General features: G+C 56.1%; 17 protein-coding genes. 7 read left to right on the top strand and 10 right to left on the bottom strand.

All coding sequences use genetic code 11. The features are described 5' to 3' along the window. Positions 1–11 precede the first annotated feature (11 nt). The 3 genes from bglG to dusC all read right to left on the bottom strand — a co-directional run bounded on the left by bglG (position 12) and on the right by dusC (position 3,654). Complete coding sequence (gene bglG / locus KHQ24_RS20175; RefSeq protein ID WP_094311363.1) at positions 12–845, bottom strand: transcriptional antiterminator BglG; 834 nt, start codon at positions 843–845, stop codon at positions 12–14. Positions 846–1,000: 155 nt separating this feature from the next. Continuing rightward, positions 1,001–2,365 carry a carbohydrate porin gene (locus KHQ24_RS20170; protein ID WP_048295207.1) on the bottom strand — a complete coding sequence of 455 codons (1,365 nt, stop codon included), beginning with the start codon at positions 2,363–2,365 and terminating at the stop codon, positions 1,001–1,003. A 356-nt stretch (positions 2,366–2,721) separates the two neighbouring features. Continuing rightward, complete coding sequence (dusC, locus tag KHQ24_RS20165; RefSeq protein ID WP_043520328.1) at positions 2,722–3,654, bottom strand: tRNA dihydrouridine(16) synthase DusC; 933 nt, start codon at positions 3,652–3,654, stop codon at positions 2,722–2,724. A 357-nt stretch (positions 3,655–4,011) separates the two neighbouring features. Between dusC and KHQ24_RS20160 the strand changes: the two genes are divergently transcribed. From KHQ24_RS20160 to KHQ24_RS20135, 6 genes are all read left to right on the top strand, one after another. Further along, positions 4,012–4,416 carry a CidA/LrgA family protein gene (locus KHQ24_RS20160; RefSeq protein ID WP_004201620.1) on the top strand — a complete coding sequence of 135 codons (405 nt, stop codon included), beginning with the start codon at positions 4,012–4,014 and terminating at the stop codon, positions 4,414–4,416. Further along, positions 4,406–5,101: a CidB/LrgB family autolysis modulator gene (locus KHQ24_RS20155; protein WP_004201621.1), complete on the top strand. Its 696-nt coding sequence runs from the start codon at positions 4,406–4,408 to the stop codon at positions 5,099–5,101. Before KHQ24_RS20160 ends, KHQ24_RS20155 begins: the two co-directional genes overlap by 11 nt. 128 nt (positions 5,102–5,229) lie before the next feature. After that, a complete protein-coding gene (gene cdd / locus KHQ24_RS20150; protein ID WP_049093651.1) occupies positions 5,230–6,114 on the top strand; it encodes a cytidine deaminase in 885 nt (294 codons plus the stop codon). Positions 6,115–6,389: 275 nt separating this feature from the next. Beyond that, a complete protein-coding gene (gene sanA, locus KHQ24_RS20145; protein WP_008804033.1) occupies positions 6,390–7,121 on the top strand; it encodes an outer membrane permeability protein SanA in 732 nt (243 codons plus the stop codon). Between the two features lie 114 nt (positions 7,122–7,235). Beyond that, complete coding sequence (locus tag KHQ24_RS20140) at positions 7,236–8,585, top strand: type II toxin-antitoxin system HipA family toxin (RefSeq protein WP_211777434.1); 1,350 nt, start codon at positions 7,236–7,238, stop codon at positions 8,583–8,585. Then, positions 8,582–9,028 carry a helix-turn-helix transcriptional regulator gene (locus tag KHQ24_RS20135; RefSeq protein WP_064178387.1) on the top strand — a complete coding sequence of 149 codons (447 nt, stop codon included), beginning with the start codon at positions 8,582–8,584 and terminating at the stop codon, positions 9,026–9,028. Before KHQ24_RS20140 ends, KHQ24_RS20135 begins: the two co-directional genes overlap by 4 nt. 41 nt (positions 9,029–9,069) lie before the next feature. Here the strand turns inward: KHQ24_RS20135 and mglC are convergent, their stop codons facing one another. The 6 genes from mglC to folE form a co-directional block, all read right to left on the bottom strand. Continuing rightward, the gene (gene mglC / locus KHQ24_RS20130) at positions 9,070–10,080 is read right to left on the bottom strand and encodes a galactose/methyl galactoside ABC transporter permease MglC (RefSeq protein ID WP_002912871.1); all 1,011 of its coding nucleotides are present in this window, start codon (positions 10,078–10,080) and stop codon (positions 9,070–9,072) included. A gap of 15 nt (positions 10,081–10,095) precedes the next feature. Then, positions 10,096–11,616, bottom strand: coding sequence for a galactose/methyl galactoside ABC transporter ATP-binding protein MglA (mglA, locus tag KHQ24_RS20125; protein WP_004201625.1), 1,521 nt, complete (start codon positions 11,614–11,616; stop codon positions 10,096–10,098). Positions 11,617–11,734: 118 nt separating this feature from the next. Beyond that, positions 11,735–12,733 (bottom strand): galactose/glucose ABC transporter substrate-binding protein MglB, encoded by a 999-nt coding sequence (mglB, locus tag KHQ24_RS20120; RefSeq protein WP_004201626.1) that lies wholly within the window; start codon positions 12,731–12,733, stop codon positions 11,735–11,737. Positions 12,734–13,028: 295 nt separating this feature from the next. Then, positions 13,029–14,051, bottom strand: coding sequence for an HTH-type transcriptional regulator GalS (galS, locus tag KHQ24_RS20115; protein WP_017899327.1), 1,023 nt, complete (start codon positions 14,049–14,051; stop codon positions 13,029–13,031). 155 nt (positions 14,052–14,206) lie between these two features. Beyond that, positions 14,207–15,364 (bottom strand): DUF418 domain-containing protein YeiB, encoded by a 1,158-nt coding sequence (yeiB, locus tag KHQ24_RS20110; protein WP_004201630.1) that lies wholly within the window; start codon positions 15,362–15,364, stop codon positions 14,207–14,209. 15 nt (positions 15,365–15,379) lie between these two features. After that, positions 15,380–16,048 carry a GTP cyclohydrolase I FolE gene (gene folE, locus KHQ24_RS20105; protein ID WP_004201633.1) on the bottom strand — a complete coding sequence of 223 codons (669 nt, stop codon included), beginning with the start codon at positions 16,046–16,048 and terminating at the stop codon, positions 15,380–15,382. A 360-nt stretch (positions 16,049–16,408) separates the two neighbouring features. On the opposite strand from folE, the gene fghA reads away from it, so the two are divergent. Next, entirely contained in the window at positions 16,409–17,242 is an 834-nt protein-coding gene (gene fghA / locus KHQ24_RS20100) for an S-formylglutathione hydrolase (protein ID WP_004201634.1), read from the top strand. Positions 17,243–17,312: 70 nt separating this feature from the next. Here the strand turns inward: fghA and cirA are convergent, their stop codons facing one another. Further along, the gene (cirA, locus tag KHQ24_RS20095) at positions 17,313–19,286 is read right to left on the bottom strand and encodes a catecholate siderophore receptor CirA (RefSeq protein WP_211777433.1); all 1,974 of its coding nucleotides are present in this window, start codon (positions 19,284–19,286) and stop codon (positions 17,313–17,315) included. Positions 19,287–19,392 lie beyond the last annotated feature (106 nt).

Here is a 19,392-nt window from a genome sequence, read left to right as displayed (position 1 = left end):
TGTCGGGAGACTTAGCGTCCCTCTTTTCTTACCCGTTCAATATGAATGGCAAGAAACATAATTTCTTCGGTGGTCAGCGCACGCTGATACTGCTTTTGCAGATGCGTCGCCACCGTTTCCGCACACTTCCACGCTTTGGCGTAGTTGTCTTTCACCGCGCTGTGCAGCGAGACGTCGTCATCTTCCACCACCGTGCGGGTCAGCATCCGCTGAGCGAAAAACTTCAGGTGGGTGACGAAACGCTGATAGCTCAGCGACTCCTCGTCGTAGTTCAGCTGCAGCTGATACTTCACCAGCTGCAGGATCTCCTGCATCACCCGGGTCACGTGCATGACCTCCGGCATTTCGCTGTTGAGCTGCGCCGTCACCAGATGCAGGGCGATAAATCCGGCTTCATCCTCCGCCAGCGCCACGCCTAGCCTTTTGGCAATGATGGCCCTTGCCTCCTGGCCCAGCGCGAACTCCTTCGGATAGAGCCGCTTGATCTCCCACAGCAGCACGTTACGCAGCGCGATGCCCTTTTTCTGCCGCTCGATAGCAAAGTGGCAGTGATCCGTTAACGTGATGTACAAACTTTCCTGTAACTTGCCCAACCGCCCGCGTGCCAGGTCGATAATGCGATCGCAGGTAGTCATCACTTCTAACGGAATCTGACTGAGTAACTCACCCAGACGGCCTACCAGTTCATCGCTTTGTAAGGCGAAGACTTTTTCAATTTTGCTGTCGTCCAGCGCGTCGCCCGGGCGTTTCTGAAAGGCCAGCCCTCGCCCCATCACCACCTGTTCGCGCCGGTGCTCGTCGAGAACCACCACCACATTGTTATTGAGTACTTTGGCGATTTGCATATAGACCCCAGAAACAAAAAAACCTGACCCCCGACGAAACGCCAGGTGATCAGGTTTTGCCTGCCGCAGCAGTTGCAATCCAACGCCAGCACTGTAACAACTTCTGCTGCGCGCTCAACCTGACAAGTGAAAAAACGTGATTAAGATCGCGACTATCAGAAGGTCACGATGGTTTTCCACTCCACTACCCACGCGTCCTGGGTCTGCGCGACGCCGCCCGGACGGTGCCAGTACTGCAGGCCCGGCTGCAGCTCCAGCCAGGAGACCGGGCGGAAGCGATAATAGAGTTCACCGTTCAGCGAATGACCGGCCACCGGCTGGTAAGCCGGATCGTTATAGTCGGTGGCGCCGCTTATCTGATTCATATAGCGCTGATTACGTGCGTAGTGGCTGCTCATGTCGATCCACGTCAGGCCGAAGCCGATCCAGTCCTCCGGACGGGCGTCAAACAGACCGCGGTAGCGCATGGAGGCGGCGACGGCGGAGTGGATATAGTTGCTGCGCTGGTCGCTGAGGCTGCCGCTCAGTGAGACGCTCATCCCCCGCAGCGGGTCGTCGGCGTGGCGGGTGATCTGCTGGTTCAGGCCGGCGTACATAAACCAGGTGCTGTCGTGCTCGGCGTAACCTTGCGGATCGGTCGCCCCGGCGCCGCCGGATTTACCGCTGTAGAGGTCGCTCTGCGGCGCGTTAGTCCAGACCACGCCAAGGTTATAGGCTCCCGGCAGGCCATTAATCAGCGGACGGGTTTCGATCTCCATCGGCAGTAAGATGCCTTTGCTACCCTTCGTCGACCAGCTCCACGCGTGGCTGCGCGCGGTAGCCTGCGGGTTTTGCTCCATCACCCCGCCTTTGAGGGTGACGGTCGGCGTCAGCTTGTACTCCAGGGTGGTGCCCCAGGTATGAATGTTCCAGTTATTCCAGGTCAGCGAGTTGGCCGATTTCCCACCGCACTGGGTCAGCAGCTGAAAATCGCAGGGTATGATCTGGTCGAAGGTTTGCACCTTGTTCATCATGCCGATGCGCCAGGTCAGGCGGCGGTCGTCAAAGCTGCGGGCAAAGGTCAGCCAGCCGAGACGGGTGATCGACCCGCCGCCCCAGCTCTCCTGCGACAGATCGTTGAAGCTGACCCGCGGATCCTGCAGCCGTTTCGTGGTGAGGTTATCATCATGGTTGCGATTGACGATATTACCCTCAAGCCGCGCGTCCGGTATGCCGGTCCAGCGCTCCAGATCCTGGGTAAAGGTCAATGACACCTGGTCAATATAGGCCAGATGTTTATCATGGTTATAGCCGCCGCCGGCGTTGTAGGCCATCTCGTTAAGATAGCCAAGATTATAATGAAAGCCGTTCTCTTCAAGGATGGGACGAATGCCCAGCATATCGCCCAGCAGCCCTGGCTGTCCGGCTTCAAACCCCAGCACGCTGCCGTTCCACGCCGGGGTTTGCGCCGCGTTCACGGCGGGCGCCATAGTCGCCAGCGCCGCGCCGATAAAAAGCTGATTTATTTTTTTGTTATGCATTGTGATCTCCACCGTGACTGAATAAAAACAAAGGGGATCCCCAGGCTATTTATTTACCCGTTTTCTTTTTTTAAAAATGAATGGCAAAAAGCGTCCGTCGGTAATAAAACCGCGACAATGCCAGAGAAATCGTTATTCACATCTCATTGTTTTACATCATCATTTTATCCACCCTGAATTTTTACCAAAAAAAAACCTAAGCACTTTGCGCCACGAATGACGAAAGTGCTTAGGTTTTGCCTGAGTTCAGTAGCAATCCTGAATTGATTGACCGCACATTATCACTTTATTCAACCCATGCCTATCATCAATAGGCATGCAAGTAATAATATGTGAAGCGAATAACAGTATGGCGGTTAATAGCGGCCGATCGCCACCGCTATTTCAGCAGAGGTTTGCAGGGCGCGAATTTCATTAAACAGCGTCAGCGCCTCGGTATATTCCTTGCGTAAATAGCCTAACCATTGCTTAATTCTCGCTACATGATACAGGCCGGTATCGCCCTGCTTTTCCAGACGGGTATATTTTTGCAACAGCTGAACCACCTGCGGCCACGGCATGCGCGGTTCGTTGTATTTGATCACCCGGCTGAGGTTCGGCACGTTGAGCGCCCCGCGGCCAATCATCACCGAATCGCAGCCGGTGACGGCCATACAGTCCTGCGCGCTTTGCCAGTCCCAGATCTCGCCGTTGGCGACCACCGGAATAGTCAGACGCTGGCGGATCTCGCCGATGGCCTGCCAGTTGATGCGTTCGGCTTTGTAGCCATCTTCTTTGGTGCGGCCATGGACCACCAGCTCGCTGGCCCCTGCCTGCTGCACCGCGTCGGCGATTTCAAAGCGCCTTTCGCCGCTATCCCAGCCGAGACGCACCTTGACGGTCACCGGTAAATCCGCAGGGACCGCTTCGCGCATGGCTTTCGCGCCGCGATAGATCAGCTCTGGATCTTTCAGTAGCGTCGCCCCACCGCCGCTGCCGTTCACCAGCTTCGACGGACAGCCGCAGTTTAAATCAACGCCCCACGACCCCAGCGCCACCGCGCGGGCGGCGTTTTCCGCCAGCCACTCGGGATATTGTCCCAGCAGCTGGACGCGCACGCGGGTACCGGACGGGGTGCGGCTTTGATGATGCAGTTCCGGGCACAGCCTGTAGAACGATTTGACCGGCAGCAGTTGGTCCACCACGCGCAGAAATTCGGTGATGCAAAGATCGTAATCGTTAACCTCGGTCAGCAGCTCGCGCACCAGCGAATCGAGCACGCCTTCCATCGGCGCCAGTAGTACACGCATATCGTTACCCGGAAAAAAAAGAGGCGCTATGGTAGCGCCTCCGGGTGTTGGTTGAAAGCGCTCAATGCGTCCGACCCGGCGCACTCCGGTCCCCGGACGCCCGAGGCGGCAAAACGGCGAGATAATCTCTATGCTTTACAGGGGCCTGTGGCGTCTCATTTACCTTTATTTGCCGCGCCTCGTCCAGCAAGGTAGCGTGGGGAGAGAAACCGTCTAAGCCGCAAGGCTTCGGACTCTGACGGGCGAGACGATGGTTCCCGTAAGCTATCAGCGCTATGCATAGAATTCATGATGTGATCGGTAGCACATTTTAGGGATTAATTGTATGATGAATGCACTTCATCAAGGGTTATTACCATGAGTAAATCGCTGACTATTATCTGGCAGTACCTGCGGGCTTTCGTCCTGATTTACGCCTGCTTGTACGCCGGAATATTTATCGCCGGGCTGCTGCCCATCACCATCCCCGGCAGCATCATCGGCATGCTGATCCTCTTCGTGCTGCTGGCGCTGCAAATTATGCCGCCGCAGTGGGTCAACCCCGGCTGCAATATCCTGATCCGCTATATGGCGCTCCTGTTCGTGCCGATCGGCGTCGGCGTGATGCAGTACTGGGATCTGCTACGCGCCCAGCTTGGGCCTGTCGTTATCTCCTGCGCCATCAGCACGCTGGTGGTGTTTGTGGTGGTGAGCTGGAGTTCCCATCTGGTGCATGGCGAACGTAAAGTGATTGGGCAAAAGGAAAAAAAAAATGATGCATGAAATCTGGTGGTCGCTACCGCTTACCCTGATCGTCTTTTTCCTCGCCCGCAAACTGGCGGCCCGCTTCAAATTCCCGCTGCTCAACCCGCTGCTGGTGGCGATGGTGGTGATCATTCCCTTTCTGCTGCTGACCGGGATCTCCTATGAACGTTATTTTGCCGGCAGCAAGATCCTGAACGATCTGCTGCAGCCGGCGGTGGTCGCGCTGGCCTTCCCGCTATATGAACAGCTGCACCAGATCCGCGCGCGCTGGAAATCGATCATCACCATCTGCTTTATCGGCAGCTGTGTGGCGATGATCACCGGCACCACCGTGGCCCTGCTGATGGGCGCCACGCCGCAAATCGCCGCCTCTGTTTTGCCCAAATCGGTGACCACGCCGATTGCGATGGCGGTGAGCGGCAGTATCGGCGGCATCCCGGCCATCAGCGCCGTGTGCGTGATTTTTGTCGGTATCCTTGGCGCGGTATTCGGCCATACGCTGCTCAACCTGATGCGTATTCGCACCAAAGCATCGCGTGGCCTGTCGATGGGCACCGCCTCGCACGCCCTCGGTACCGCCCGCTGTGCGGAACTGGACTATCAGGAAGGAGCGTTCAGCTCGCTGGCGCTGGTGCTGTGCGGGATCATCACCTCGTTGATGGCGCCATTTTTATTCCCGCTGATCCTCGCGGTGGTGGGATAAATAGTGATTCAAGTCACATTTCTTAATGCAACAAAGAAAAGTTGCATTAGCAATGGGATGTAAATCACATTTGAAACCCCTTGACGCCCGTACACTGGTTCCCCATTACACTGTTATGAGGCAACGCTATGCACTCACGTTTTCAAGCTGCTTTGACTACCCTGGCAGCAGACCTGCAGGCGGCCATCTCCCCGATGCTCGCCGACCCGCACTTCCCGGCGCTGCTCGAAGCCGATCAGGTGGCGACGCTGCAACAGGCGACAGGTCTGGACGAAGACGCGCTGGCCTTTGCGCTACTGCCGCTGGCCGCCGCCTGCGCGCGCGCCGACCTTTCTCACTTTAACGTCGGGGCTATCGCCCGCGGCGTCAGCGGCCGCTGGTACTTTGGCGGCAACATGGAGTTTCTCGGCGCCACCATGCAGCAGACCGTCCATGCAGAGCAGAGCGCCATCAGCCACGCCTGGCTGCGCGGTGAAACCTCCCTGCGCGCTATCACGGTGAACTACACGCCGTGCGGCCATTGCCGTCAGTTTATGAACGAACTGAACAGCGGACTGGCGCTGCGCATTCATCTGCCCGGTCGCGAAGCCCATGCGCTGCAGCACTATCTGCCGGATGCCTTCGGCCCGAAAGACCTGGAGATCAAAACCCTGCTGATGGACCACCAGAACCACGGCTTCCCGGTCAGCGGCGATGCCCTGTCCCAGGCGGCGATTGAGGCCGCTAACCGCTGCCACGCGCCGTATAGCCATTCGCCTTCCGGCGTGGCGCTGGAGCTGAAAGATGGCACCCTTTTCAGCGGCAGCTATGCGGAAAACGCGGCGTTCAACCCGACGCTGCCGCCGCTGCAGGGGGCGCTGAATCTTCTCAGCCTCAACGGCTATGATTATCCGGACATCCAGCGGGCGATCCTGGCGGAGAAAGCCGATGCGGCGCTGATTCAGTGGGACGCCACCGTCGCCACCCTGAAGGCGCTGGGCTGCCACAATATCGAGCGCGTGCTGTTAGGTTAATCCGCCTGCGCAGACGGCCGGATGGCGTCTTCGGCTTATCCGGCCGACCTTTTATACCCTTAGGTGTCGGGTGGCGCTACGCTTACCCGACCTACGGTTCGCGCCATGGCGAGCTGAAGATCCCTATGCCGGGTGTTGGCTCACGCCTTACCCGGCCTGCGTTCGGCGATCTGTCTATATTGCTGAAAATCCCCGCAATCAAACGCGGGTTTCTTGCGCTTACCCGGCGGGTAAAGTAGCCTGAAGACTCCGTTGTCTATTATTGAGCCAAGTTCATGTTAAAGCGTGTGTTCTACAGCCTGTTAGTCCTGCTCGGCCTGCTGCTGTTGACCGTGCTGGGTCTTGACCGTTGGATGAGCTGGAAAACCGCGCCCTATATCTATGACGAGCTGCAGGACCTCCCCTACCGCCAGGTCGGCGTGGTGCTGGGCACTGCTAAATACTACCGCACCGGCGTCATCAATCAGTATTACCGCTACCGCATCCAGGGCGCGCTCAACGCCTACAACAGCGGCAAGGTCAACTATCTGCTGCTGAGCGGCGATAATGCTCTGCAAAGCTACAATGAACCGATGACGATGCGCCGGGACCTGATTAAAGGCGGCGTCGATCCGGCGGATATCGTGCTGGACTATGCCGGTTTCCGCACGCTTGATTCGATCGTCCGCACCCGCAAAGTGTTCGACACCAACGACTTCATTATCATCACCCAGCGCTTCCACTGCGAACGGGCGTTGTTTATCGCCCTGCATATGGGGATCCAGGCCCAGTGCTACGCGGTGCCGTCGCCGAAGGATATGTGGAGCGTGCGGCTGCGCGAATTCGGCGCCCGCTTTGGCGCGCTGGCGGACCTCTACATCTTCAAACGGGAACCGCGCTTCCTTGGCCCTTTAATCCCGATTCCGGCGCAGCAGCACGACGTGCCGGATGACGCCCAGTCCTACCCGGCGGTCACGCCGGAGCAGCTGCTGGAGCTGCAGAAAAACACAAAACCCGCCAATGAGTGATATAAGATGCATTAATCATGCGATGCCAAAACAATGCGTATTATAAGTAACGTTAATTGCATAAATGCTCTTTAATGAGTAATATTTCACTCATCATCCTTTTTGGAGGGCGAGATGGAAACATTAACGGTACAAGCCTTTCTCAATGCGGAGTGGCAAGACATTGCGTTGATAAAATTCCCCGGTAGTGAGCAAGGGGACTGGTTTACAACACAAATCGACTATCTTACCGATTACGCCATCGACTTTCTGGAACGCGATGACTATCACGCCGTGTCGCTCAACCACCCCGTTTCGCTTTATTTTGAGGATCACGGAAATCCTGGATGGTTAAGATTTATAGACGATATCATTCCAAGCGGCGCCAGCCGACGTTACTGGGTTAACTTTTTAGATATCAGTGAACTTCCTCAGGGCCAACAGAATTTCATCTTGCTCAAATTCGGCACGATGTCGCCAGTGGGAAATTTACGCATTAAAGACTCGGTGCCGGACTGGGATAGTCTGGCAAGCAGTAAAACGTTCTCTGTCACTGATGTCATGAATCGTGCCAGTGATTTTCTCGACTATGCCCAGGAACGAGGAGCCGCAGCAGGAGGGGCTACAGGTGCTGGCGGCGAAGCGCCGAAACTGCTGCTGCGCTGTAGTAAGAGGCAAGAAATCTGGATCGATACCTGGCAAAACGAACCAGGCTCTGACGATCTTTATTACCTGGTGAAGTATCCGCGAGGCAGCAGAAGCGAAGTGGACTGTAATATTTTACGCGCCGAATTTCATTACTACCATGAACTCACCGCCATGGGCTTTTCGACTATTCCTGTCGATAATATGCGTCTTGAGGAGGGGCTACATTATCCCTCTCTCTGGTTGCCGCGATTTGATATCAGAAGAGACGGTGATGGCCGGATAATGAGATTGGGAATGGAGTCAGTCTATTCTCTGTTACAAAAAGCGCCAGCGACGATACTCGATCATAAAACCACGCTGCGGATCCTGATCGAAAAGATCACATCCAGTCATATGGTAAGAGTACAGAATTATCGCTTTGATGTTCAAGGATTTATCATAGATTGGGTACGTCGAGACTTATTAAACATTATTTTTGGCAATAGTGATAACCATGGACGTAATACTGCATTTATGAAAGCAGATAATGAAATTACCCTTGCGCCAATCTACGATTTTGCACCAATGAAAGCCGACCCGGAAGGTATACCGCGCACGATGAAGTGGTCATTAGCCTGCGAATCAGGAGGCGAATACAACTTTGGCGCCATCGCACAAGCTTTGGCTGAATGGATCGCCCCTGACACATTGCTTAATGCTTTAAGAGAAACCGCATCTCAACTCATTGATTTACCATCCCGTCTTAAAGCACGCGGCGTTCCTGTTCAGATTCTGGAAATGCCATCAATTGGTTTTAAATTTATACCTGACAAACTCGCTCGCTGGGGGCTGTTATGAAGACCCTGAATAAAAAAGAAACAGAAATCCAAAATACCTTAGCCAGGCTGCGGGCGGAGAACCCACCATCCCTACCCGCCACCGAGGTAACGGCTACGGAAAAAAAAGCTCGTTCAGAGATAAGCAGACAACGCGTCTCGACTGGTTTAAAAAAAGTCAAAACGATCGATCGTCAGGCGGTCATTCACGCCATTATCCATGACATCATGCTAGGTGCCATCAGCCAGGGAGAGGCCCTGAAAAAACTGAGAGTAGAAGTTCTGGGTTTACGCCAGGATGAATATGCCCGGCTAGTGGATGTCTCTCGTAAGACCTTATCTGATGTGGAAAATGATAAAGGCAATTATTCTGCTGAGATCATTAATAAAATCTTTAAGCCGTTTGGCCTTGAAACAGGACTCGTCCCTATTTCTAAAACACTCATTTCTTCTCTATTTAAATAGTAAAAACCCGCGCCAGGCGCGGGTTTTTGATGCGTTCAATCTTATTTCTTACGGGCGTATTTCAGGGAATCCAGCGCCACGGCGAAGATAATGATCGCCCCCTTGATGATGTACTGCCAGTAAGGGTTGACGCCAATGTAGGTCAGGCCATAGTTGATCACGGTGAAGATAATTACCCCTGTCACCACGCCGAATACGGTCCCTACCCCGCCGCTGAACGATACACCGCCCACCACGCAGGCGGCGATGGCGTCCAGTTCGTACATAAAGCCGAGGTTATTGGTCGCCGAGCCGATACGACCGGCTTCCAGCAGGCCGCCGAAGGCGTAGAACACCCCGGAGAGGGCATAGATCATCAGCAGGTTCAACGCCACGTTAACCCCGGAGACTTTCGCCGCTTCCGGGTTACCGCCGATAGCGAAAATGTTTTTGCCAAAGCGCGTCTTGTTCCACAGGATCCAGACAAAGAAGACGGCAATCAGCGCGTAGAAGGTAATGTAGGACAGGCGGAACGAGCCCAGCGCCACAAACCCCTGCGCGAAATGGGAGAAGTGACTGTCGAAGCCGGAGATCGGCGACGCGCCCACGAAATCGTAGTACAGCGAGTTAATGCCGTAGACGATGATCATGGTCCCGAGAGTGGTAATAAACGGCGTTACGTTCAGATAGGCAATGACGATCCCGTTAATCAGCCCGATGACCGCCCCGATGGCGCATACCAGCAGGATGACCAGTGGGATCGGCATGGTCGCCATATCCGGGAACACCTTGTTGGCATTATCCACCGCCTGCAGCATGGTGGCGGCAATCACTGCAGCCAGTCCCACCTGCCGACCGGCGGAGAGGTCCGTGCCCTGCGTGACGATAAGCCCGGCCACGCCGAGGGCAATAATAATACGCACCGAGGACTGGGTCAGAATATTACTCAGGTTGAGCAGACTTAAAAATGTCGGATCCTGGAAAATAATAATGGCCAACAGGACCAGAAGGACGACATATATCCCACCCTCTTTCAGGTAAGTGAGAAAACTCTTTTTATTTAACGCACTCATGTGAAGCCCCTGATCTTAAAGGTGCAATGACGCAAGACGCAGTATTTCGTTTTGCGTGGTGGTTTTAGTCTCAACAATGCCCGCGACCAGGCCGTTGCTCATTACCAGAATGCGGTCGGTAATCCCCAGCAGTTCCGGCATTTCGGAAGAAATAATAATGATCCCTTTATCTTTTTTAGCCAGCTCGGCAATCAGCTGATAGATCTCGAATTTGGCGCCGACGTCGATACCGCGCGTCGGCTCGTCCAGCATCAGGATCTCCGGCTGGGTCAGCAGCCAGCGGCCAATAATGACCTTTTGTTGGTTACCACCGGAAAGCGAACCAATCTGCGTATGCTGGCCGGGGGTTTTAACGCGCATGGAGTCAATCACCCATTGGGTATCGCTCTTCATCCGCGAGTTATCCAGCAAGCCGACGCTGTTTTTATATTTCTTAATATTGGAGATCAGCGAGTTAAAACCGATGTCCAGATAGGCGTAAATTCCGGTGGAGCGCCGCTCCTCGGTTACCAGCGCAAAACCGTGGTTAATCGCCTCATTGGCGCTGTGGTTGTTGATCTTCTTCCCGTGCAGGGTAATGGTGCCGCTGGCCTTCTCACGGATCCCGAACAGGGTCTCCACGATGTCGGTACGCTTCGCGCCCACCAGACCGGCGATACCGAGAATTTCGCCCTTATGCAGGTCGAAGGAGACATCGCGAATGGAGGGCTGGCGCAGGGAGGTGAGATTGCGCACCTGGAGGATGACTTCCCCCGGGGTGTTTTCACGATCCGGGAAGCGCTGATTGAGCGAACGCCCGACCATCATGGCGATGATCTTGTCCATATCCAGCCCTTCCAGCGGCTGGGTAGCGATCCACTGGCCGTCGCGCAGGATGGTAATTTCATCGCACAGCTGGAAAATCTCTTCCATTTTGTGCGAGATATAGACGATACCGCAGCCGCGATCTTTCAGCTTGCGGATGATCTTGAACAGATGGTTGACCTCTTTCTCCGTCAGCGATGACGTCGGCTCGTCCATGATGACGATTTTGGCGTCATAGGAAAACGCCTTCGCGATCTCAATCATCTGCATCTGAGATACCGATAAAGTCCCGACGCGGGCGCGCGGATCGATATCAATATCCAGCTCATCAAAAATAGCCTTGGTATCCCGGTACATTTTGTCCTGATCGACAAACATGCCTTTGGTGGGATAGCGGCCGAGCCACATGTTGTCCATGACCGAACGCTGTAAGACCAGGTTTAATTCCTGATGCACCATCGAAATACCGTTTTCCAGGGCTTCTTTCGCCGAATGGAAATCGATCTCTTTTCCCTGAAAAAGAATGCTGCCGGAATCTTTTTGATAGATCCCAAAAAGGCATTTTAATAATGTCGATTTTCCGGCGCCGTTCTCACCCATTAACGCATGAATGGAGTGCGGACGAACCTTCAGGTTGACATTATCAAGAGCCTTGACGCCAGGAAACGATTTGTTGATGTTGGTCATCTCCAACAAATATTCGCCTGACCGTTCGCTATTATTGCTGACCATAGTTATACCTGGCTGCGTTCATGCACGCCCCGTCCGGCGCAATAACGCCAGCAGGAGTCTGGTTCTGTATCAGGAATAATCGGGCGTGGATAACCCACGCCCGCAACTCACATCACGATTATTTGCCGGTAAACTGGCTCAGGTTGTCTTTATCGACCCCCACGTAGGGGACGCGAACAATCTTGTTGTCAATTTTCCAGTTGGTGCCTGCCGCCGCCTCTTTTCCGTCGGCAAGGTTTTTCGCCAGCTCGAAGGTCGCTTTCGCCTGGTTGTTAGCATCGTTCAGCACGGTACCGGCCATCGCGCCGGATTTCACCAGCGCCAGGGCTTCCGGCAGGGCGTCAACGCCGAACACCGGAATGCTGCTCTTGTTGTGCGCTTTCAGCGCTTCAACCGCACCCATCGCCATGGCGTCATTGTTGGCGATCACCACTTCAATCTTGTTCGCATTCGGGCCGGAGAGCCAGGCGTCCATTTTGTCTTTCGCCTGGGCGGTATCCCACATAGCGGTGTCCATCTGCAGCTGCTGGGTCTTCAGACCTTTATCGTTCAACTCTTTGATAACGTAGGTGGTACGTGCTTCCGCATCCGGATGGCCCGGCTCGCCTTTCAGCAGGACGTACTGGATCTGGCCGTCTTTATTCAGATCCCAGTTCGGGTTTGCTTTCCAGTGCTTGGCGATCAGATCGCCCTGAATAATCCCGGACTCTTTCGAGTCGGTACCGACGTAGTAAGCCTTGTCATAACTATCCAGCGCTTTACGGGAAGGCTCTTTGTTGAAGAACACCACCGGAATATTCTGCCCGCGCGCTTTTTCGATGACCGTTCCCGCCGCAGCCGGGTCAACCAGGTTGATCGCCAGGGCTTTCACGCCTTTCGCCAGCAGCACGTCAATCTGATCGTTTTGTTTCGACTGGTCGTTCTGCGAGTCATTCATCAGCAGCTGGACGTCAGGCGCGGATTTGCCATCTTTTTCAATCGCCTTACGCACCACCGACATAAAGTTGTCGTCATATTTATAAATCGTCACGCCGATACGGGTATCTGCTGCGTGTGCTGCGGCGCCAAATAACAGACCAGCCATTACAGCAGAGAGGGTAAACACCTTCTTATTCATGGAATCTCCGGTTTTATTATGCAGGGTCATTTTTGTGAAAAGTGCGGGCGGGACTTGTTGCATTAGTGTTACCGCACAACGCATTTCACGACGAAAATTCGGTCTTCCGTGTCGGGTAACGCTCCAGGAAAATACGACTCTAATACTCGTTTAACGCCTTGTTCCTAATAGTAAAAGTGAGGATTTCCCCTCACCTTGTGGTTCAGACTGGTAAACGCTGCCATCATAATCAGGCGAATGTTAATATACTGTGAATTTACTCACAAATTGAAAGCGGTTACATCCCGCTGCCGCTTCAGTTAGTGATCGGCCCCACAGTTTGCCGCTGGGCAACGGAGTGACGGCGCACCAGGGTCGGCATAAAGCAGTGCGTCGCCTCGCGATCCAGCTTGCCGGCCGCCCCCAGCAGCGCCAGCTCGGTGGCCAGCTTCGCCATCGACATCACCGGATAGCGCACGGTGGTCAGTTGAGGATCGGTGTAACGGGAAATAGGAATATCATCAAAGCCAATCAGCGATAGATGCTGCGGCACGACAATGCCGTTATCCTTTAGCGTTGTCAGCGCGCCGGCCGCCATGCTGTCGTTATAGGCGAACACGGCGGTGAGGCCGAGATTCCGCCCCAGCAGTTCGACCATCGCCGCTTCGCCGCCCTGCATGTCCGGGGAGCCGGACCCGACCCAGCTGTCCGGGGCGATGATGCCCTGCTCCTGCAGCGCTTTGCTCCACCCTTCCCGGCGCATATCGTCGTCTTCAATGCCGTGATTTGAGGAGAGATAGCCGATGCGCTGGTGGCCGTGATTGAGCAGCATGCGGGTAGCCATCAGCGCGCCGCTGACGTTGTCGAGACCCACGCAGCGATGGGCAAAGCCCGGCACGATGCGGTTGATCAGCACCATCCCCGGGATATGTTGCATAAAGTCGCTCAGTTCAGCATCGCTGAGCGCTTTCGAATGGACGATCAGCGCCGAGCAGCGCTGGCGGATCAGCACCTCGATGGCGTGGCGCTCTTTTTCCGCCTCGTGATAGCTGTTGCCGATCAGCACATACTTCTGATGCTGCTGGGCGACGGTATCCACCGCTTTCACCAGCGCGCCGAAGAAGGCATCGGAGACGTCCATCACCACCACGCCGATGGTATCGCTGACCTGGGTGGCCAGCGCCTGGGCATTGGCGTTTGGCCGGTAGCCCAGCTGGGTCACCGCTTTCATCACGACGTCGCGCGTATCCGGACTCACCAGCGCGCTGTTGTTCAGCACCCGCGACACGGTGGCCACGGATACGCCCGCCTGGCGGGCGACATCACGAATAGTGATCATACTCAGCGACCTTAAGAGAATTACAGCACGTCACATTCACCTCCTGTGCTCAGCAAGGAGGCTATTCTGGCAGCGACCCGCGGTCCGCTACGTGAGTGAGGTCACACGGCTGGAAACGTTTACATCCGTTTTGTTAATGATTGTGATCGAGATCGTTATCTGGATGTATCTTTCAATGATGTCCCTGACGCACGCAGGGTTAACTGACGCCACAGCCATTCCACCGGCCCCTGGCGGAAGCGACGCAGCCAGAGTGATGACAGAAGGAGGTTTACGGCCCAGATGGGGGGAACAAAGGCCAGCAGCTGCAGACGATCGAAGCGCATAAACAGCCCGAGATGATAAAACAGGGTGGTGCAGATCAGGGTCTGCAGCAAATAGTTGGTCAGCGCCATGCGTCCAACGCAGGCGATAGCCCCCACCAGGCGGAAACGGCAGAGCTGCGGCCAGTAGCCCCAGGCCAGCGAGGCATAGCCGATAGCCTGCAGCGGGGCGCTCAGTTCACGCGGCGCCTGCAGTAAAAACGCGCACCAGCGATAGTCCCAGGCCAGATACCACTGGGCGACGATGGCCGGCACATTCACCGCCATCCCGGCCGCCACCAGCAGCACGCCGGTGCGCCGATAGTGACGCTGGCTGAACTGCCCTTTCAGCCAGCCGCTGCGCATCAGCGCCGCGCCTATCAGCATCATCCCAGCCAGCTGCCAGCCATACTGCGCGCCGAGCGCCAGCAGATTGTCCGACAGCATATCCGCCCGGTTGCTGACCGCCTCCATGCCGCCGTGCAGCTTCCAGTACTGCTCATACTGCAGATTGGCCGCGTCCGGGACCCAGGAGCGATTGGCTGCGGGTCCGGAGATCATCCCCAGCAGGACCAGCACCGCAATGCCGGTGAGGTAGAGCACCACCCCGGTGTTGAACAGCGATTTGACATGCTGCGCCTCGCGCACCATGCGCCAGCTCACCAGCCCCACCAGGGCGTAGGCCAGCAGAATATCGCCATCCCAGAAGAAAAGACCGTGAATGAAACCAAGCAGCGCCAGCAGGGTCAGGCGCGACTGGATCCAGCGTTTTCCGCGGGGGAGCAGAAGCTGCAGACCGGCGCCAAACAGCAGCGCGAACAGGGTGAGAAATTTCACCTGCGCCAGCAGGTCGAGAAGCGCCCAGGTCCAGGTATCGCCGAGGGTCGCGCTTCCTGACCAGGCCGGATTGAGGTAAGCGGCCTTCGGCAAGCCGAAGGCGCTGATATTGAGAAGCAGGATACCGAGGATGGCGACGCCGCGGACAAAGTCCAGCGTGACATTTCTCTCCATGTACCCTGCTCCGTTTTAGCTGTGGTGACGTACTGCGCGCAGGAATTCCTGGCGGGTATTCTGGCTGGATTTGAACAGGCCACCGAGGGAGGTGGTAGTAGTGGCGCTGGTCGCGTCGCGGATGCCGCGCGCTTTCACGCAGTAATGCACCGCGTCAATGGATACCGCCACGTTGCTGGTGCCGAGCAGCGTCTGCAGCGCAATCAGGATCTGCTGCGTCAGACGCTCCTGGACCTGCGGACGCTGGGCGAAAAACTGCACGATACGGTTGATTTTCGACAGGCCGATCACCGAATCTTTCGGGATATAGGCTACCGTCGCTTTACCATCGATGGTGACGAAATGGTGTTCACAGGTGCTGGTCAGGGTGATATCGCGTACAGTGACCATTTCATCGACCTTCATTTTGTTTTCAATGACGGTGATTTTCGGGAAGCGAGAATAATCCAGTCCGGAGAAGATCTCATCGACATACATTTTGGCGATGCGATGCGGGGTCTCCATCAGACTGTCATCACTCAGATCCAGATTCAGCAGTTGCATAATCTCGGTCATATGACCGGTAATCAAACGCTTGCGTGTTTCGTTATCAATTTCTTGTACTGGCGCACGCATCGGCGTCTCCAGCCCACGAGCGACCAGCGCTTCATGAACGAGGACGGCTTCTTTACTCAGTGATGACATTTGGGTTTCTCCTGCAGGTGTGGCGCTCTTTGCTTTTTCTGGGGGCAAAGTTTGTATTCATTGTGCGTGAGGCGGCGCACAGAATCCAGTAGCCGTAACGATAATTATTGAAATTGGCGCTGCCTTTTATTAAGGCGCGAAGTCTCGCCTCAAGCGCGGCGCCAAATCCCTACCGCCGAATCCGGAATGATCCAACCGCTGTACGCATCCATAAGCGCCATCGCTACACCGGCATGTTGGCTATAAGTTGCATTAATGATGCAGTAAGTTCTCAAAAGGAGAAAGTGAAAGTTGCTCACCGGCTAATGAAATATCTGTATTATGAACGTTTACGCGCACACCCCTTCCGAGGAGCCTTGCATGGAACTGCTTGAAGAGCATCGCTGTTTTGACGGCCGGCAACAACGCTGGCGTCATCACTCCCCTGTCCTGAACTGCGCCATGACGTTCAGCATTTTTTTACCGCCTGAGCGCGAAACGCCGCCGCCGGTGCTGTACTGGCTGTCCGGGCTGACCTGTAACGATGAAAACTTTACCACCAAGGCGGGCGCGCAGCGCATTGCCGCCGAGCTGGGCATCGCGCTGGTGATGCCGGATACCAGCCCGCGCGGTGACGAGGTGGCCAACGACGACAGTTACGATCTGGGGCAAGGCGCCGGCTTCTACCTGAACGCCACCCAGGCGCCCTGGGCGGCGCACTACCGAATGTACGATTACCTGCGCGACGAACTGCCCGCGATTATCCGCAGCGAGTTTAGCATCGGCGACCGCTGCGCCATCAGCGGCCACTCGATGGGCGGTCACGGCGCGCTTATCATGGCGCTCAACAATCCCGGCCGCTACGTCAGCGTCTCCGCCTTCGCGCCGATCGTCAATCCCTCCCAGGTGCCGTGGGGTAAGAAAGCGTTTACCGCCTATCTCGGCGCCGATGAATCGACATGGCACGCCTGGGACAGCTGCGCCCTGATGCAGGCCAGCCAGCCGGCGGACGCTGTGCCGACGCTTATCGATCAGGGCGACAGCGATCCATTCCTTGCCGGACAGTTGCAGCCGGCGGTACTGGCGGAGGTCGCGCGGCAGAAGGCCTGGCCGTTAACGCTGCGCATCCAGCCCGGTTACGACCACAGCTACTACTTCATTGCCTCGTTTATTGAAGACCATTTGCGCTTCCATGCGCAGCATCTCTTTGGCTAAACGCAAATGCGCCGCGAAGCTGCATCGCGGCGCATGTTCAGGCCTACAGGACGCGTTTTAGCGCCGGCAATCAGAAGCGATAATCCACCGCCATAAAGTAGCGACGGCCCTCTTCGGTATAGCTGTAGTCGTCCCGGCTGAGATCTTTATCGCCCACGTTCTGCACCCCGGAGCGCAGTTTCACATTCTTGGTGACCTGCCACGCCGCGCCGACGTCAAACAGGGTATAGCCGCCCGGCGTTTTGCCGGTGGCGCTCACCGCGCGCTGCTGGCCAGTATAGTTGGCCGTCACGTAGAAGGACCAGTCATCCAGCGGTTTCCAGTCGAGCGTGCCGTTGGCGGTATGGAACGGCAGCGTCTGCAGCGGTTTGTCGCCGCCGTTGCTCAGATCGCGACCATCGTTGTAGGTGTAGTTCACCGTCAGCTTCCACTCATCGCCAAACGGGATCTTCACCTCGGTCTCCACCCCTTTGATGCGCGCTTTGTTGACGTTGAAATAGCGGAAGATCGGCACGCGCTTGCCGTTGACGGTTTTCCAGCCGACAAAGTTCGGGTAGCCCGGCGCTTCGCTGGCGCTGGAGGTGCGCAGAACATCGATCATGTCGTCGACATTATTCTGGAAGGTGGTGATGCTGCCTTCGACATTTTCAAGCCAGCCCTCTTCCCCGCGGTAGTAGAGACCGAGCTCGAAGCTTTCGCTGGTTTCCGGTTTTAGATCCGGGTTACCAACGATGCTGCACGAGCCGCGGCAGGAGTTGGTGGTCCAGTCGGGATTAAGCTGCAGCAGGGACGGGGCTTTAAACGCCGTCGCCCAGCCGCCTTTAACGGTGACGGTATCGGTGGCGTTATACACCAGATAGGCGCGCGGGCTCCAGTGATCGCCATAGGTCTGATGGTCGTCCATACGAATGCCGGTGGTCAGCGCCAGCGGCTCGATGATGCGCCATTCGTCTTCAATAAACAGGGCGTACTGGCTGGCCGACGTTGACTGACCGCCGCTGCTCAGGTTGACCGGATCTTTCAGCTTGTCGTGGCGCCATTCGCCGCCGAAGGTCACCAGCTGGTTAATCATGTCCAGCGGCAGAACGTACTTGCCGTCGATGGCATTGCTTTCCGAAGTGATGGTCCCGTTCTGCCCCGGATTTTTGTTATCCACCTTTTCGCCGTAGAACTTGAGCTCGCTGTTGCCCATATCCCAGCGGCCGTTATGGCTCAGGGAGTAGTTCTCACGCTCAAGGCGGTTGCGGTCAAGGGAATCGGAGTCGCGATCCTGGCGGTCAAAGCCATAGCCCGCGGTGAAATCGTGGCTGTCGTTCGGCGTCCAGGCGAATTCAACATTGCCATCGCGGCTGGTGAAGCCCTCGATGCGCGGCGTTTCGCCGGTGGCATTGCTGGAGGACTGCGGATCGTCCTTGGCGCGTTTCGCCAGGCTGCCGTAGGCCTTCATCCCGAGCACGCCGTCGATCAGCGGGCCGCTGGTGAAGAACTGGCTGTTCCAGGTATCCCCGCGGTCGCGGTGCTCCTGGATGGTGGTATCAGCGCTCAGCGTCCCGGTCCATTTCTGGCCGATTTTTTTGGTAATAATGTTGACCACGCCGCCGAGCGCATCGGAGCCGTACAGGGAAGACATCGGGCCGCGCACCACTTCGATACGTTCGATGGCATCCACCGGGATCCAGTTAAGGTCGAAGTCGTTGTGGCGGAAGACGGCGTTCCGCGAGTTGACGCGCTTGCCGTCAACCAGGATCAGGGTATAGCTGCTGCTCAGACCGCGGATGCTGACGCCTTTGCGGTTATCCCCTTCGTTGGTGAGCTGGACCCCGGGCACATCGCGCAGTACGTCTTTCAGGTTCTGGACCGGCTTGCGCTGCAAATCCTGCTGAGTGATGACGCTGATGCTCGCTGGCGCGTCTTTGACGCTCTGTTCAGTCGCCGAGGCGGTCACCACCAGCGTTTCTTCATTCACGTCGGCCAGGGCCGGAAACGCCAACGATACGACGGACGCAGACAATCCCGCCCGGATAAAAGGGTTTAACCTGAACATTCCAAATCTCCATGAGGTGTACAACCAAACAAACAAAAAAGGTGCTGCTCACACGCGCTGGCGGCCTGCCGCTCTGTCGGCGGTAGACTCGCTGTTTTCTTGTCGA

It is taken from the genome of Klebsiella sp. 54, assembly GCF_018223875.1.
GTDB lineage: Bacteria > Pseudomonadota > Gammaproteobacteria > Enterobacterales > Enterobacteriaceae > Klebsiella > Klebsiella quasipneumoniae.
This window is presented reverse-complemented; position numbering and strand designations above follow the sequence as displayed.